At 64.2% G+C, this 14,779-nt stretch carries 14 protein-coding genes; 5 read left to right on the top strand and 9 right to left on the bottom strand.

Annotated features, from left to right (window positions below; all coding sequences use genetic code 11):
• Positions 1 to 4 precede the first annotated feature (4 nt).
• The 3 genes from ACO07D_RS20575 to ACO07D_RS20585 all read right to left on the bottom strand — a co-directional run bounded on the left by ACO07D_RS20575 (position 5) and on the right by ACO07D_RS20585 (position 3,452).
• Complete coding sequence (locus ACO07D_RS20575) at positions 5 to 1,195, bottom strand: CapA family protein (RefSeq protein ID WP_421704797.1); 1,191 nt, start codon at positions 1,193 to 1,195, stop codon at positions 5 to 7.
• A gap of 166 nt (positions 1,196 to 1,361) precedes the next feature.
• The gene (locus ACO07D_RS20580; RefSeq protein ID WP_421704798.1) at positions 1,362 to 2,717 is read right to left on the bottom strand and encodes an MATE family efflux transporter; all 1,356 of its coding nucleotides are present in this window, start codon (positions 2,715 to 2,717) and stop codon (positions 1,362 to 1,364) included.
• 138 nt (positions 2,718 to 2,855) lie between these two features.
• Entirely contained in the window at positions 2,856 to 3,452 is a 597-nt protein-coding gene (locus ACO07D_RS20585) for an SAM-dependent methyltransferase (protein WP_421704799.1), read from the bottom strand.
• An 80-nt stretch (positions 3,453 to 3,532) separates the two neighbouring features.
• Between ACO07D_RS20585 and ACO07D_RS20590 the strand changes: the two genes are divergently transcribed.
• Entirely contained in the window at positions 3,533 to 4,144 is a 612-nt protein-coding gene (locus tag ACO07D_RS20590; protein ID WP_421704800.1) for a TIGR02453 family protein, read from the top strand.
• Positions 4,145 to 4,605: 461 nt separating this feature from the next.
• Here the strand turns inward: ACO07D_RS20590 and ACO07D_RS20595 are convergent, their stop codons facing one another.
• Positions 4,606 to 5,850, bottom strand: coding sequence for a lytic murein transglycosylase (locus tag ACO07D_RS20595; RefSeq protein ID WP_421704801.1), 1,245 nt, complete (start codon positions 5,848 to 5,850; stop codon positions 4,606 to 4,608).
• 147 nt (positions 5,851 to 5,997) lie between these two features.
• Entirely contained in the window at positions 5,998 to 6,987 is a 990-nt protein-coding gene (ppk2, locus tag ACO07D_RS20600) for a polyphosphate kinase 2 (RefSeq protein WP_421704802.1), read from the bottom strand.
• A 222-nt stretch (positions 6,988 to 7,209) separates the two neighbouring features.
• Here ppk2 and ACO07D_RS20605 point away from each other — a divergent pair, with 222 nt between their 5' ends.
• A complete protein-coding gene (locus ACO07D_RS20605; RefSeq protein ID WP_421704803.1) occupies positions 7,210 to 7,356 on the top strand; it encodes a hypothetical protein in 147 nt (48 codons plus the stop codon).
• Positions 7,357 to 7,523: 167 nt separating this feature from the next.
• Here the strand turns inward: ACO07D_RS20605 and ACO07D_RS20610 are convergent, their stop codons facing one another.
• Positions 7,524 to 9,815, bottom strand: coding sequence for a glycosyl hydrolase family 28-related protein (locus ACO07D_RS20610; RefSeq protein WP_421704804.1), 2,292 nt, complete (start codon positions 9,813 to 9,815; stop codon positions 7,524 to 7,526).
• Between the two features lie 200 nt (positions 9,816 to 10,015).
• On the opposite strand from ACO07D_RS20610, the gene ACO07D_RS20615 reads away from it, so the two are divergent.
• Entirely contained in the window at positions 10,016 to 10,282 is a 267-nt protein-coding gene (locus tag ACO07D_RS20615; RefSeq protein WP_421704805.1) for a DUF6959 family protein, read from the top strand.
• A 163-nt stretch (positions 10,283 to 10,445) separates the two neighbouring features.
• On the opposite strand, the gene ACO07D_RS20620 is transcribed toward ACO07D_RS20615, so the two are convergent.
• The 3 genes from ACO07D_RS20620 to ACO07D_RS20630 form a co-directional block, all read right to left on the bottom strand.
• On the bottom strand, positions 10,446 to 10,838 hold the full coding sequence (locus tag ACO07D_RS20620; RefSeq protein WP_421704806.1) for a hypothetical protein: 393 nt from the start codon (positions 10,836 to 10,838) through the stop codon (positions 10,446 to 10,448).
• A 202-nt stretch (positions 10,839 to 11,040) separates the two neighbouring features.
• Positions 11,041 to 11,472, bottom strand: a complete 432-nt coding sequence (locus ACO07D_RS20625; protein WP_421704807.1) for a DUF4864 domain-containing protein — start codon at positions 11,470 to 11,472, stop codon at positions 11,041 to 11,043.
• 51 nt (positions 11,473 to 11,523) lie between these two features.
• Positions 11,524 to 13,173, bottom strand: coding sequence for a lysine--tRNA ligase (locus tag ACO07D_RS20630; RefSeq protein WP_421704808.1), 1,650 nt, complete (start codon positions 13,171 to 13,173; stop codon positions 11,524 to 11,526).
• Positions 13,174 to 13,389: 216 nt separating this feature from the next.
• Here ACO07D_RS20630 and ACO07D_RS20635 point away from each other — a divergent pair, with 216 nt between their 5' ends.
• Complete coding sequence (locus tag ACO07D_RS20635) at positions 13,390 to 13,815, top strand: tellurite resistance TerB family protein (RefSeq protein ID WP_421704809.1); 426 nt, start codon at positions 13,390 to 13,392, stop codon at positions 13,813 to 13,815.
• A 10-nt stretch (positions 13,816 to 13,825) separates the two neighbouring features.
• The gene (locus tag ACO07D_RS20640) at positions 13,826 to 14,734 is read left to right on the top strand and encodes a hypothetical protein (RefSeq protein ID WP_421704810.1); all 909 of its coding nucleotides are present in this window, start codon (positions 13,826 to 13,828) and stop codon (positions 14,732 to 14,734) included.
• Positions 14,735 to 14,779: the final 45 nt, after the last annotated feature.

Here is a 14,779-nt window from a genome sequence, read left to right on the forward strand (position 1 = left end):
ACGCTCACCGGCACTCCCGAGGTTGTGCCGAAAACCCCGGCGCGACGCGGCTGAGGTGATCGAAGCTCATCGCACGGCGGCCCTGGGCGCCTGCCGGGGCGACATCGAGCCAATAGCGCTGCGGGGTGAATTCCATCTGCATCGCAACCCAGCCACCCTGATGCGCGACCAGCCCACCATCGGGCGCCTTGCACAGCTCCAGCAGAGCCATGGCCCCGACCTGGGCGGGGATGCCAGTCTGCACGGCCACGAAATTGCCGGTCGAATAGACCACCGGCACCTTCGCCCCATCGCCGCGCGTCTCCAGCGCCCAGGGCTGCACCGCATGCGGGTGGGTGCCGACCACCGCCGTGGCGCCCGCCGCCACCAGGTCGCGGGCCAGCGCCCTTTGGTTGGCGTCCGGCTGCGACGTGTACTCCTGCCCCCAATGCGGCAGCACCACCACGCCCGCCACCGCCCGGTCCGCCGCCTCGCGCCGCACCAAGTCCAGCAGCACCGCACGGTCCGCGCCGTAGCAGCCCAGCACCTGGTGATGCGGGTCCGGCATGCCATTGGTCGAGAAACTACAGGCAATGAAGGAGAGCGTGCCCAGCGAGGTCCGTTCCCGCAGCACGAAATCCCGCGCCGCGCCCGCGGAGATCGAGCCCACCGCGCCCAGCCCGGCCTTTGCCACCCCACCCAGAGTCATATCCGCCCCGCGCGGCCCGCGATCCATCGCGTGATTGTTCGCGGTGGTGACGATATCCACGCCGGTGGCCTTCAGCTCGGACAGCACCATGGGGTGGTAGTTGAAGGCCGGGTAACCGCTGTAGACTCCGGTGCCATAGACCGGGCCGGGGTCCGCCATGGCCCGTCCGCCCGGCCCCAGCCCCGGCGCCACCGCGCCTTCCAGGTTGGCAATGGCGATGTCGGCCCCGGCCAGAAGCGGTTCGGCCTGGCTCCAGATGCGGCGAAAGCCGCGGGCATATCCGGCCTGTTGCAGCTGCCAATGCAACAGCACATCGCCAACCAGCGCCAGTTGCACACGTCCGGACCCGGCACAGGTATTGAAGGGGGGCGCCTGATAGGCGGGCGTCTGCACCCGGCATTGTCCCTGAGGTTGGACCTCTGAAACCTGCGCCCCCGGCTCCACCTGACACCCGGCCAGAACACACAGACCGGCAAATAGCCCGGCCACCAAACCTGCTCGAAACATGCCTGCCTCCATCACTGTGCACAGGCCACACGGCAATGCCCCTCATGTCAACCCGCCCCCGGCGCGGCGAACAGGCCCCAGCCTGCAAAGCAGGCTTCCCGGGTGGGATGCCACGACACCAACCACACCCGAACCGCCAGCCAGGGTGGGAGCCGCGCCGGGGGCCTCAGCCCAGAGAAATCCGCGACGAGCGGGTCCAGAAACGCCAGCTCATCAGCGCGCCGGCCAGTACCAGGCCCAGCACCAGGCCGAGCCAGACACCCTCGCCGCCCCAGCCCCAGAGGATGCCCATGACATAGCTCATCGGCACGCCGACGACCCAGTAGCTGACCGCGGCAATCACCATCGGCACGCGCGTGTCCTGCACCCCGCGTAAAAGTCCCAGCGTCATGACCTGCGCCGCATCGGCAAACTGGAACAGGGCGGCCACCGCCAGCAGGCTGCGGCCAACCACCAGGATCTCATCGCGCAGCGGCTCGGACGGGTCCAGGAACAGCCCGATCATCGGGTTCGGGATCACCAGGAACATGATGACGGCGATGACCGCAAAGCCGACCGACAGGCCCAGGATCGACACCGCCCCCTTGCGCAGCCCCTCCTCGTCGCGCCGCCCCAGCGCGCGCCCGGCCCGGACCGTGCCCGCATTGGACAGGCCGACATGGACCATGAAGAACAGGCTGACGATCTGGATCGCGATCCCGTGGGCGGCCAGCTCCAACGTGCCAATCCAGCCCATGATCACGGTCGAGGCGGAAAACAGCCCCGCCTCCGCCAGGCTGGTCAGGCCGATCTGAAGCCCCATGCGAAAGACCTCACCCATCGCCTCCCAATCCGGGCGCCAGACCCGGTTGAACAGCGCATGTTCCGGCAGCACCCGCACCGCATAGATCGCCAGAACCACCACGCTGACCACCTGCAGGGACAGCGACGCAATCGCCGCGCCACGCACGCCCAGTTCCGGCGCCCCCCAGTTGCCGAAGATCAGCATGTAGTTCAGAACCGCATTCAGCACCGCCGCCGCAATCGTGGTCCAAAGCACCACGCGGGTGCGCTCCAGCGCCGCCAAGTAGCTTTTCAAGACCATGACGATCAGCGCGGGGAACATGCCCCAGGCGGCAATGCGCAGGTATTGCTGGGCCAGCTCCGCCAGTTCCGGCTCCTGCCCGATGGCGCGCAGGATCGGTGCCGAGAAAAACAGAAGCGGCAGCACCGCCGCGCCGACCCCGACCGAGATCCACATGCCCATGCGCGTGACCCGCCGCACGCGGGTGTCATCGCCCGCCTCCGAGGCCGCCGCCACCATCGGCATCACCGCCCAGGCAAAGCCCGAGCCCATGATGAAGAGGATGAAGAAGAAGGTACCGGCCAGAACCACGGCGGCCAGTTCCTCGACCCCGTACCAGCCCAGCATGATCGTATCGACCACCTGCACGGCGAATTGCGCCAGGTGCGAGCCGATCAGCGGCAGGCCCAGGACCAGGGCGGCGCGGGCGTGGCCGCGATATGTCATCGGAGTGCTCATCAGCCAGAGGTAGGACAGGGACGCCGTTCCGTCCAGCCCGAAGTTTGCGCTATCAAGCAGAGCGCCTTCGGCGCGCTGGTTGTCTCACACCCCCAGGGGGCGCTCGGGCGGGGGCCCGGAGTTGCTCCGCCTCCCCGTTTACCCCGGTTTGCGGGCAACCAGGTCGATCAGTGCGGACATGCCCGCATGTCCGATGCCCTCGTGGATTTCCCTATCATAGGCTTTCAGTCGCAGGATCTTCATATCGGCAAAATCCCCGGCAAGCTGTTGTTCCGTATACATGAACTCCGCAACCGGCGGCCCGCCGGTACCATATTGCAGCTGCTCGGGCCGGTAGCCGTGCAACAGGATCAGCCCACCCGGTTTCAGCGTGCGCTTCATGCCCTCGAACACCTCGGCCCGCGCCGCCGGACCCAGAAACTGGATGAAGACGGCGACCACCAGATCAAAGGCCCCCGGCATCCAATTCCAGCGCATGATGTCGCCGTGGTGATAGGCAACCTCCACACCGTGCGCAGCGGCCAGCCTGCGCGCCTTGTCCAGCGCCACGGTGGAGCCGTCCATGGCTGTCACTTCCAGCCCCTGTTCGGCCAGAAAGACCGAGTTGCGCCCCTCACCATCGGCCACCGCCAGCACCTTGGCGCCCGGGGTCAGATAGTCGGCCTGGGCACGCAGGAACCCGGTGGGTTCGGTGCCGTAGACATAGGCCTCGGTCGCGTATTTCTGATCCCACATGGGTGCCCCTCCTGTCATGTCCTGTCAGGTGGGGCCCAGCGGAGGCTTTGCCAAGGGCCGGAATTGTCGCATCATGGGGCATGAGCGACGATATTCTTGAAACGGCACTGGGGTTCCTGACCCGGCTGTCTGAGAACAATTCCCGCGACTGGTTCCAGACGCATAAGTCCGACTATGAGGCGCAGGTGAAACGCCCGGCCGAGGCGCTGCTGGATCAGCTCGCCGCGCCGCTGTCTGTGCTGGCCGGGGCACCGGTCACACCGAAGCTCTTCCGCATCCATCGCGACCTGCGCTTTTCCAAGGACAAGACGCCCTACAACACCCACCTGCACCTGAGCTGGAGCGCCCCGGACGGCACCGCCTGGATGTTCGGCCTGTCACGCGACTATTGCTGCGCGGGGGCGGGGGTAATGGAGTTCTCCAAGACCGGTCTGACGGCCTGGCGGGAGCACGTGGCCGAACACGGCTTTGTCGATCTCTCCCCCTGGCGGCTCGATGACCCCGCGCTGAAACGGGTGCCCCCACCCTACCCGCAGGACCATCCGCAGGGCGCGCTCATGCGCCGCAAGGGGCTGCTGGTCTGGCATGACCTGGGCGCGGCCGAGCGCGGCGATCCCGTGCCCGTCCTCACCCGCGCGTTCGAGGATATGGAACCCGTGCGCACGGCCCTCGCCGAGATCCTGACCGCCTGACCCGCCCGCGGCGCGGCGGGGTGGGATGCCACGACGCGTACCCCAGGCACAACGTCTGCCAGGGCGGGAGCCGTGCCGGGGGCGGCCACGACGCCCCAAGTAAACGGTGGTACTCCCGCCCCTCGCCTGCGCCGCTACGCTGCTTGTCGAGGGTTGGGGGTAGCCTGTTTCGCTGCGCGAAACAGGCGGACCCTGGCAGCAATGCTTGCACCGCGAGAAGGCATAGCCCTTCTTGCTGTCGCAAGAAGGGCGGGGAACCGACAGCGGGACCATGTCCCGCGAGAGGTTGGAAGCGCGTTTTGCAAAGCAAAACGCGCGGAGGGCGGCAGCGGTGCTTGTCTCCTCTAGAACCTCGCCTTTGGCGACGCATCGAGGGGGCTCTGCCCCGGTCCCGGTGCCCGGGACTCCCCCGAGGTATCTTCGGCAAGAAAAAGAGGACCGAGAGGTATCCGGAAACCAGCTTAGCCGCCCAGATGTCGTAAAAGTGTAAGTGAGGGCTGTCCATCCACCGGCAGGCCCGCGACGCGTTGATAGCTGCGGATGGCGGCTTCGGTGGCCTTTCCGATCACCCCGTCCGCAGTGCCCGCGTCATGGCCCCGTGCGCCCAGACGCCGTTGCAAAGCTTTTCGTTGTGCCAAGGTCAACCCGTGTTCATCCGGGCCAAAGCTCTGCGCCAGAGGCCCAGCCCCTGAAAGGCGATCCGCCAGATGACCGACCGAAAGCGCGTATTTCTCGGACGCGTTGTATTTCAGCAGAATGTTGAAATTATGAAAGACGAAGAAAGCGGGCGTGCCCGCGCCCTGGGGCTGGATCAACCCTGCCGCACCGCCGGACGGCGCCCGTCCGACCGGGTGCACACCCCCTGCGCGCCAGGCCGCCAGGCTGCGCGTCGCGCGCCGTCCCATCGGGCCCGAATAGCCTTCCGGCAGGCGCGCCTCCACCGCCCAGGGCTGCCCTGCGCGCCAGCCCGAGGCCTTCAGATAGGCCGCCGCCGAGGCCAGCGCGTCGGTCGGGTCATCGGCCCAGATATCGCGCCGCCCATCGCCATCGAAATCCACCGCATAGGCGTTGAATGTGGTGGGAATGAACTGCGTATGGCCCATGGCCCCGGCCCAACTGCCGACCATGCGGGACGGGCTCACGTCGCCCCGCTGCAAGATCTTCAACGCCGCCACCAGCTGACCTTCAAAGAACCGCCCGCGCCGCCCGTCATAGGCCAGGGTCGACAGGGCCGAGATCACCGGCACCTCGCCGCGCCGTGTGCCAAACCGGCTCTCCACGCCCCAAATCGCCGCCACCACCTCTGCGGGCACACCATATTGCGCCTCGACCCGGGACAGCACGCGGCCCTCGCGGGACATCGCGGCGCGGCCCATCGACAGGCGCTCATCCGAGGTGGCGATGGCCAGGTAATCCTCCAGCGAGCGGCGGTCCTGGAACTGATTGCGGTCGCGTTCAATCACCGCAGGGATGAAACCCGCCCCCCGAAAGGCGGCACTCAAGGTGCGGTCTGAAATGCCGCGCGCAACCGCCCTGCCGCGAAACCCGGCGACCCAGGCGTCCCAGCCCGCATTCGGCACCCTGGGCCAGGCTTGCGAGGGGCGCGCCACCGGCCCTGCCCCGCCGGTCTGACAGCCGACCAACCCGACCGCCGCCAGCCCCGAGACGAAAACCCTGCGCGAAATACCTCTGCCCGACAAACCCATGGCGCCCTCCACTGAACCAATGGCCTCAGCCTAACGCCCCTTACGGGCAAGACAACGAGAAAGCGCCAGCCCGGCAGAGCCCCGCCACCCGCGCATGAAAAAGGCGCCGGGGTGCCCCGACGCCTTTTCCGTCCCCTGTCGCAGCGCTTACGAGCTGCGGCGGTGTTCCGGGTGCAGGCTTGCCCCCAGAATATGTTCCGATCCGTGGATCACCTGGCTGGCATGGCCAATGATCAGCGGGTCGGGCGCCGCGGCGATATGCGGGTCCTTGTCCGGGTAATCCAGGGTGGACAGGACATAACGCATCGCCTCCAGGCGGGCGCGTTTCTTGTCATTCGACTTGACGATGGTCCAAGGCGCGTCGGCGGTGTCGGTGTAGAAGAACATCGCCTCCTTCGCTTCGGTGTAGTCATCCCATTTCGACAGTGAGGCGACATCAACCGGCGACAGTTTCCAGCGTTTCAGCGGATCCTGGCTGCGGCTGTCAAAGCGGCGTTTCTGTTCCTCCTGGGTGACCGAGAACCAGAATTTGTAAAGCCGAATGCCCGAGCGCACCAACATGCGTTCCACTTCCGGCGTCTGGCGCATGAACTCCAGGTATTCATTGGGCGAGCAGAAGCCCATTACACGTTCCACGCCCGCCCGGTTGTACCAGGAGCGGTCATAGAAGACCATTTCACCGGCGGTCGGCAAGTGCTGGACGTAGCGCTGGAAGAACCATTCGCCCTTTTCCCTGTCGGTCGGCTTGTTCAGGGCGACCACGCGGGCCTCGCGCGGGTTCAGGTGCTCCATGAACCGCTTGATCGTGCCGCCCTTGCCGGCTGCATCACGGCCCTCGAACAGCATGACGATCTTCTGGCCGGTCTCGCCGACCCATTTCTGCACCTTCAAAAGCTCCGCCTGAAGCTGCGCCTTCTGGGCCTCGTAATCCTTGCGACCCATCTTGCCCTCATAGGGATATTCGCCGTTTTCGAAGGTTTGGCGGATCTTGTCGGAGGTCACCTGGGGGAACTGCGGCTCAGCGGCAGGCTGAGCGTCTGAGGCGGGCTGAGCCGCAGCGGTTTTCACCGGCTCCTTGGCCTCATTGGCGGCGGCAGGTTTCTTGGCGGCGGGGCTCCGCGACGGGGATGTGGCCATGCAAAATCTCCTTTGTCCGATGTTGTTGTCATTGTAACGAATTCACGACAAAGGCGCTTTGATCCATATCAGACAATTCTCATGTTTGCCGAATGAACAGTGGTGCCATCACGGGGCGGATTGTCGCCAAATCCTTATCGGAACGGAATTTTTACCTCTGTCACGTCATGATCCTGCCCAAATCCGCCGCCACAAGCGAAGGACACCGGGAAAGGACCTGCCATGACCTATCTTGCCACTGTCACCGCCGACCAGATCGTGATCAGCCTGATGGCGACCATCGCCCTGCGCGAGGCAATGATCCTTGTGCTGCCGGATCGGATCGCGGGGCCGCAGGGTTGGCTCATCGCCACCGGGGAAGAGGACTGATCCCGGGCTGTTACCGGGACCGGAACGCCGCCGCGAACGCGCGCCAAGGCGGCACGGGCGGGGTCGATCCCCGACCGGGACGCCCCCCCCGCAAGACATCACCGGCAGATGAAAAACGCCCCGACCGAATGGCCGGGGCGCTGTTGTTTCTACACTCGGGGACCGGATCAGACCGGATTGTCGACACGCACCGAAAGGCGCACCTTGCCGCGCACGGGCTCGGGCCAGCGCAGCTGCACATATTTGTACTCGGTGCCCGCGTTCGGCACGATCGCCGGGGTGTAATAGACCGTGTCCCCCGCAGCATTCTTGATCTCGCCCTCGGTCACCACGCTGACAACCTCGCGCGCATTGCCGCCAAAGGGCAGGTAGGCGCTGGGATCCACCGTCCAGACCGTCGCATCGGTGTTCTGATCGAACTCCAGGCTGACCGGGCTGATCGTGCGCTGGGTCACGCCGATGAAGCTGTTGCGTTCGAAGGTCACGTTACGGCAGCGCCAGTAGTCCAGCCCGGCAAAGCTCTCGTCCACGCCTTCGACCCGCTCGATCGTGCCGCTCAGGGCCTTGAAGGTGTTGCCGTTCACATGCACATCCGTCAGATGGTGCCCGGAGCCGAAAGGTTTGACCACCAGGAACCGGTGCCAGCTGGCCACGTTCAGCGCGCGGAAGATATTGCCGGTAATGGTCAACCCGCTGAAGCTGTATTCGCTGCCGAAATCGGGCGTGGCGTCATGCTCGTTGGTCCATTCGATCGTGTTGTTGTCGATGTAGTTCCCGGTAATCACCGACGAGATGTTCTCGTAGGTGAACACCAGGCCCGGCACGGTCGGACCATTGGCCAGGTCATCGCCCTGGAACCAGTGGTTGCCGATGAACAGGTGCCCGTCGCCATGCATGACCGAGGTCAGGCCCATGCGCTGGAACCGGTTGTCGCGGATCTTGGCGTCATTGGCATTCACGTTGAACCCGACCGACACCCGGTCCGTCGCCGCCATCGACTGTTCGTTCGAGATGAACTGCGTGCGGTCCAGGTGGAAGTCCTGACAGCCCCGGCCCGGGCTGGTCACCCCCTTGTGCTTGGGCTTGATGACGAAACAGTCCTTGATCATGAAATTCTCGCCCGCCGGCGGCAGCAGGATCGTGTTCGATCGCCCGTTGTTCTGGAACTCCACATCCGAGATCGTCAGGCGGTTGATCTGGGTGAACCCGCTGAAATCCAGGATATATTTGTAGCGGGTGAACGTATAGCTCTGGGTCGGCGACGGCCCATAGAGCGGCTGGCTCAGCGTCAGCGAGTTCGCCCCGACATTGACATAGCGCACATAGACCTCGCGCCCGACCCCATTGCCGGTGATCTGGCTGCCCGGCTGGATGTTGGCGATATTGGGCACATTGGTCAGTTGATAGGGGTTGGCCGCATTATAGCTGCCGTTCGAGGTCACCACATCCGGATCCCAATTCGCACTGTCCAGCGCATAGAACTGGCCGTTGCGAATGACCCGGCGCACCAGGAATTCGGTCTGGTTGTTCACCGCCGCCTGCACATCGATCGGCCCGTCCAGCTCGACCCGGCGCCCACACATGTCGAACGCATCGTGATCCGCATAGTTCATCAGAGCCTGAACGCCTTTCTTGAAGGCCAGAACCTCGTCGCCGAAAGCGTCGATATAGGTGTCCAGGTCGAAATTGCGGATCAGCGCCAGGCGGGCGGTGTCGGGCATGGTGACCGTGCCCTCGAACCGCACTGCACTGTCGATGGTCAGGTTCGATGCGATGCGGAACGTGCCATTGGGCACCAGGACCACACGACCATTTGCCGCGCTATCCGCCGCCTCGAAGGCTGCGCGGTCATCGGTGACCCCGTCGCCCACGGCGCCATAATCACGCACGTCGACCACGCTGATCATGTCGCGCAGGAAGGCCGAGGTAATGTCCTCGATGGTGAAATCCTCGACCCGCACCACGCCGCCGTTCGACCCGGTCAGGTCCAGGCCGAAATGGCCGTATTCGACCTCCGGCGTCCAGACCATGTCGACGCCGCCCCGATTGCCGGTGCCGACGATGGCCGAGACCTCGATCACGTCCCCATAGCTGTCCAGCACGGTTTCAGCACCGACCTCGATCAGACCGCTCACATGGTTGTCCGACGAGTTCAGCGGATAGCCCGCGATACGCACATTCGGGAAGCTGCCCGACAGCACCTTGATCTTGGTCGAGATACGCAGGTAACAGCCCGGCAGGATCGGCGTCTGACCCATCCAGCGAACTTTCGTGGTGGTCTGGGTCTTGAGGATTTCCAGGCAGCCGCCGAAATCCTGATCCGCCGGCACAAAGGCCGCGTTGACCGCATTGTCATAGGTGGCCGAGCCCACGGTGCCGTTTTCGGTGGACCAGACATTCAGCCCGTCAACGAACGCAGGGGGCATCAGGACCAGCCCCTCGGTAATTGCCTTGTTCATTCAATTCCCTTTCAGGTCACAAATTCTCGCATGCACCCGGAGGCCGGCCTTGTCAGGCTAGCCGGTTGCTCGGGCCTCCCCACCGCGCGGGGAAAGCCCACGGGTGCGGAACGACGAAAGGGGTATCAAAGGCAGGTTAACGCGCGTTAAGACCTGCGTACGGTGGGGCGCAACAGCCCTGATTTCAAAAAGGAATTGCCATGTACGAAGCCACGGTCGAAATCTACGCGGACACCCCCAACGCCGCCATCCTGCGCCATCCGGGCCGCCGCTTTCCGGGCCTTCTGCTCCAGGGCGACACGCTGAATGCGCTCTGCCAGGACGCCCAGCGCTTGCACGCCCTGCTGCCGCCCGGGTCCGAGGTCGCCGAGGAACTTGCCGAACTGCGCGACCAGCTCACCACCCTGCGCGACCACTACACGGCCACGCTCAAGGCACACGACCTGCCCCTACCCTATCCGGATTGATCTCAAGGGGAATTTGGTGCCGGAAGGGCGGCGGAGGCCCCGTTACGCGTCAACGTTCCGGCTGATCTCCTCGCCGGGCCAAACCCGCCCGCCCGGCTGAGGACCCAGGCAACCTACCATCATTCCTGAATAACACGAACGCGGATAGGCAGACAAAACCCTGCTACATCCCCACCCGCGCCCGCACCGGGGGCAGGTCGCGCAAAGACCCGGGCATCTGCCAGCTCAGCAGGAAATCCTCATCCACGACCCGGTAGGTCACCCCGGCCATCTCGGCCACCGTGCGCACGCGCAGCTCGTATGGCCCCTCGCGCCCGTCCGTGTCGACCATGACCACCACCGGCGCCTTGCCGGTCACCGAGGCGGCGAACATCGCCTGTTGCACGGAATCCAATGACGAACGCCGGTCCAGCCCGACCTCGACCACATGGGTCGCGGTCTCGCAATCCACGCGGATGCGATGCAGGTCGTAGCCCACGCTATAGGCATGGCTGACCTCCGCCTCGCCGCCCAGAAACATGGAACACAGAATGCCTGCCAAATGCAGTTCGGACATATCAAACCCCTCGCACACCCCAGATAATGTGTGCGCAAAGGGAATGCACCCCCATAAGTAGAAACTTCCTTAACCCGGCGCGCGCCTGCCTAAAGCGTTTCGGGAATAACCAGACTCACGGGTTATTTTCGAAACGCACGAACCGCTTGTATGTTGCACTGCGTTTCGAACGAACCCTGTCTCAGGTTTAACTCCAAACGCTTTAGACACCCAGCCCCGAGGACCCCAGGTACAGAACCGCATCAATGCGCCACTCGGCCCCGGGGCCATCATCGCTCTTAACCATGCGATAATCCAACAGGTGATAAAGCCCCTCGCCATCCAGCACCTGCACCCGCTGCCACAGCGCCCGATCGTGAAACCGTAGCTCCAACAACTGCACGTCGCCCGGAGCCCAGACCATCGGATAGCCGTGGCGCACCATGGCACCGAAGCGCTCCGGGGTTTCGAAAATGCGCCGGATCCCGTCCGAGGCAAAGCCAAACGCCCCTTCGACATCTTCGGCGCGAAACGCCTGCATCTGGCCACGAATGGTGGCCTCGATCCCCGGCGGTTCCGCCCGCGCAGGACCAGCGGCACCGGCAAAGAAAAGGGCCAGCCCAAACAGGGCCGACCCGATCAGAACATGTCTCATGTCACACCCTCCCTGAGGGCAGTGTAGCACGAAAGAGGGGCGCGCCCCGGCTTACGACTTCACAAGAGCGCCATCCAGCGCCTGGTCGATCAGCTGGGCGGTCTCCTCGACCCCATAGAGCGCAGCGAACCCACCGAAACGCGGCCCCTGCGAGGCGCCCAGCAGCACCTCGTAAAGCGCCTGGAACCATTCACGCAGATTGCCGAATTCGTGGATCTTGCCGACCGCGAAAACCACCGATTGCAGGAACTCGTCCGAGGCCATGTCGACCTGAGGCAGCGGATCCTCGTTGCCAACCAGCGCGTTCTTCTGCGCGATCAGCGCCAGCGCCTTCTCGCCATCGCGGAAGGCGGCGGCCAGGTCGACCATCGCGGCGCGTTCCTGGTCGGTCGGCAGGCGGAACACCTTCGCCGGTTCCACGAAATCCTCGTAATACTTCACCGCATAGCCCGCCGCCGCATCCAGGTCCGGGTGCGTCTCCGGCGAGGCATCCGGCGCATAGCGCTGGATGAAGCCCCACAGCGCGTCCTTGTCATGCGCATGCGCCACCGAGGCCAGATTGAGCAGCATCGAGAACGGCACAACCATGTTCGACACCGGCACGTCGCCGCCGTGGATATGCCACACCGGGTTGTTCAGCTGCGCCTTCACATCCTGCTTGTGATAGGCATTCAGCTGCTGGTGATATTCATCCATCGCCTTCGGAATGACATCGAAATGCATGCGCTTGGCGGTCTTGGGCTTGAGGAACATGAAATAGGCCAGGCTCTCGGTCGACGCATAGGTCAGCCATTCGTCAATCGACACGCCATTGCCGGACGACTTGGAAATCTTCTGGCCGTTCTCATCCAAAAACAGCTCATAGCTGAAGTGGTTCGGCTGACGACCACCCAGTGCTCGGCAGATCGCGTCATAGATTTTCTCGTTGGTGGCATGTTCCTTGCCATACATCTCGAAATCAACGCCCAGCGCCGCCCAGCGCGCACCGAAATCCGGCTTCCACTGAAGCTTCACGTTGCCGCCTGTGACCGGTAGCGTCCATTCCTTGCCGTCCTCGTCATCGAAGGTCACGGTATAGGTCTCGGCGCAGACCTTTTTCATCGGCACATACAGAACACGCCCCGTCTCGGGGTGAATGGGCAAGAAGATCGAATAGGTTGCTGCCCGTTCTTCCCGCAGCGACTTCAACATGATCGCCATGACTTCGTCATACTTCTCGACCGCGCGTTTCAACACCTCGTCGAACTGGCCCGACTGATAAAACTCCTGCGCCGAGTAGAACTCGTATTCAAACCCGAACGTGTCCAGGAACCGACGCAGCATCGCGTTGTTGTGGTGACCAAAGCTCTCATGCGTGCCGAACGGATCCGGGACGCTCGTCAGCGGCTTTTGCAGATGTTCATGCAGGCTTTCCGCATTCGGCACATTGCCCGGCACCTTGCGCATGCCGTCCAGGTCGTCCGAGAAACAGATCAGCTTGGTCGGAATGTCCGAGATCACCTCGAACGCCCGCTGGATCATCGTGGTGCGTGCCACCTCGCCGAAGGTGCCGATATGCGGCAGGCCGCTCGGCCCATAGCCCGTCTCGAACAGCACGTAGCCCTTCTCGGGTGCGCCCTTCTGGTAACGTTTGAGCACCCGGCGGGCTTCTTCAAACGGCCAGGCTTTGGACGACATCGCGGCTTCACGCAGTTCGGACATTTGGGTCTCCATCGGCCCGACGCACCGGACCGGCTGTTTCTGATCCGGCCACCCCGTGCGGCCGGTTCTGCCGTCCTATTGTGCAGGCGCGGCACGAGTCAACGCGAACCGGCCATTTCCACGCCATTTCACGGCAATTCTCCCCGTAACCAGCCGCTTGACCCCACCCCCTGCCCGCCTATGCTGCGGGCAGGAACAAGTGACAGGACCCGCGCCATGAGCGAACAAGCCCCCCATCCCCTGAGCCCGCAGGATTGCCTGGTGATGATGATGATCGCCATCTCGGCCTCGGACGAGACCGTGCGCACCTCGGAACTGGTCACGATCGAAAGCATCGTGAACCACCTGCCGGTCTTTGCGAACTATGACATGGACCGGATCAAGACCGTCTCGCAGACGGTGTTCGACCTGTTCGGGGAAGAGGACGGGCTGGACGCGCTGTTTGGCCTCATTCGCGGCGACCTGCCCGAACACCTGTTCGAAACGGCTTACGCGCTGGCCTGCGACGTGGCCGCCGCCGATGGCGCCCTGAACGCGCCCGAGCTCAGGCTGCTCGAAGAGATGCGATACGAGCTGAACATCGACCGCCTGCACGCCGCCGCCATCGAACGCGGGGCCCGCGCGCGGCACATGACCGCCTGACCCCACGGCCGTGCCCGCTGCATCCAGCTCGCGCACCCTGATCATCGTGCTCGCGGAAACCCGCGCGCATGAGCTGACCTTCGACCTGTTCAAGCGAAATTTCCTCGACCCGAACGACGCGGACCTGGCGCTCTGCGTGGGGGCCAATCCGCGCGAGGATACCTCCAACCCCTTCTACACGCACGCAAAACACGTCTGGACCTACGAGGAACCCGACGACTGGGGCGACGCCTTCGACCATATCCAACAGGTCGAAGGCTGGTCCGGCAACTGGCGGCAACTGCTGCAAATCCCCGATCAGTGGCTGGGCGGCATCAAGCACCCAACCTACCAGCATCCGGGCTCCGGCGCGATCCAGATTTTCTTTCGCTGGTATCTGCGTCGCTGCCTGATCGACAGCGGGGTGATCAATCACTACGACCGTTTCGTTGTCACCCGTTCGGATTTCATGCACCTGATCCCCCATGTGCCGCTGAAATACCTGCCCAACGACCACATATGGCTGCCTGATGGCGAGGATTGGGGCGGCTACACCGACCGCGAGCTGATTGCCAACCGCCGCCATCTGCTCAAGGTGCTCAGCTACATGGACGACATGCTGCGCGACCCGGACGCCTTCTACAAGCGCCTGAAAAATCGCAAGAAATGGGCGTGCGAGCATATCTACTGGCTGCAACTCAAACGGGCCCGCCTGGGCCACCTCATCCGCCGCTACCCCTATACGATGTATACCGTGCGCGCGAAGGATGGGGCGACACGCTGGGCCGGTGGCGACTATGACGCGGCCCTCGGATATGCGGTGAAATACCCGACCGAACACGCCTGTTCTGCGCGCTGCAAACGGCTGCTCTGGCCGACCGGGCGCTGGAACCGGCTGAACCTGTGGCTCTATAACCGCCTTTATCGCCGCCCGGACTGAGGTTTTCCTTGGCCCAGCCCCCCGCACGCCCTACCCTCTCTGCGG

It is taken from the genome of Aliiroseovarius sp. (assembly GCF_965228805.1).
In the GTDB taxonomy this organism is placed as follows: Bacteria; Pseudomonadota; Alphaproteobacteria; order Rhodobacterales; family Rhodobacteraceae; genus JASBTN01.

Excerpts from the sequence above, each read along its gene's own strand:
- ACO07D_RS20575 (WP_421704797.1), bottom strand. The coding sequence starts at position 1,195 with ATGTTTCGAGCAGGTTTGGTGGCCGGGCTATTTGCCGGTCTGTGTGTT.
- ACO07D_RS20580 (WP_421704798.1), bottom strand. The coding sequence starts at position 2,717 with ATGAGCACTCCGATGACATATCGCGGCCACGCCCGCGCCGCCCTGGTC.
- ACO07D_RS20585 (WP_421704799.1), bottom strand. The coding sequence starts at position 3,452 with ATGTGGGATCAGAAATACGCGACCGAGGCCTATGTCTACGGCACCGAA.
- ACO07D_RS20590 (WP_421704800.1), top strand. The coding sequence starts at position 3,533 with ATGAGCGACGATATTCTTGAAACGGCACTGGGGTTCCTGACCCGGCTG.
- ACO07D_RS20595 (WP_421704801.1), bottom strand. The coding sequence starts at position 5,850 with ATGGGTTTGTCGGGCAGAGGTATTTCGCGCAGGGTTTTCGTCTCGGGG.
- ppk2 (WP_421704802.1), bottom strand. The coding sequence starts at position 6,987 with ATGGCCACATCCCCGTCGCGGAGCCCCGCCGCCAAGAAACCTGCCGCC.
- ACO07D_RS20605 (WP_421704803.1), top strand. The coding sequence starts at position 7,210 with ATGACCTATCTTGCCACTGTCACCGCCGACCAGATCGTGATCAGCCTG.
- ACO07D_RS20610 (WP_421704804.1), bottom strand. The coding sequence starts at position 9,815 with ATGAACAAGGCAATTACCGAGGGGCTGGTCCTGATGCCCCCTGCGTTC.
- ACO07D_RS20615 (WP_421704805.1), top strand. The coding sequence starts at position 10,016 with ATGTACGAAGCCACGGTCGAAATCTACGCGGACACCCCCAACGCCGCC.
- ACO07D_RS20620 (WP_421704806.1), bottom strand. The coding sequence starts at position 10,838 with ATGTCCGAACTGCATTTGGCAGGCATTCTGTGTTCCATGTTTCTGGGC.
- ACO07D_RS20625 (WP_421704807.1), bottom strand. The coding sequence starts at position 11,472 with ATGAGACATGTTCTGATCGGGTCGGCCCTGTTTGGGCTGGCCCTTTTC.
- ACO07D_RS20630 (WP_421704808.1), bottom strand. The coding sequence starts at position 13,173 with ATGTCCGAACTGCGTGAAGCCGCGATGTCGTCCAAAGCCTGGCCGTTT.
- ACO07D_RS20635 (WP_421704809.1), top strand. The coding sequence starts at position 13,390 with ATGAGCGAACAAGCCCCCCATCCCCTGAGCCCGCAGGATTGCCTGGTG.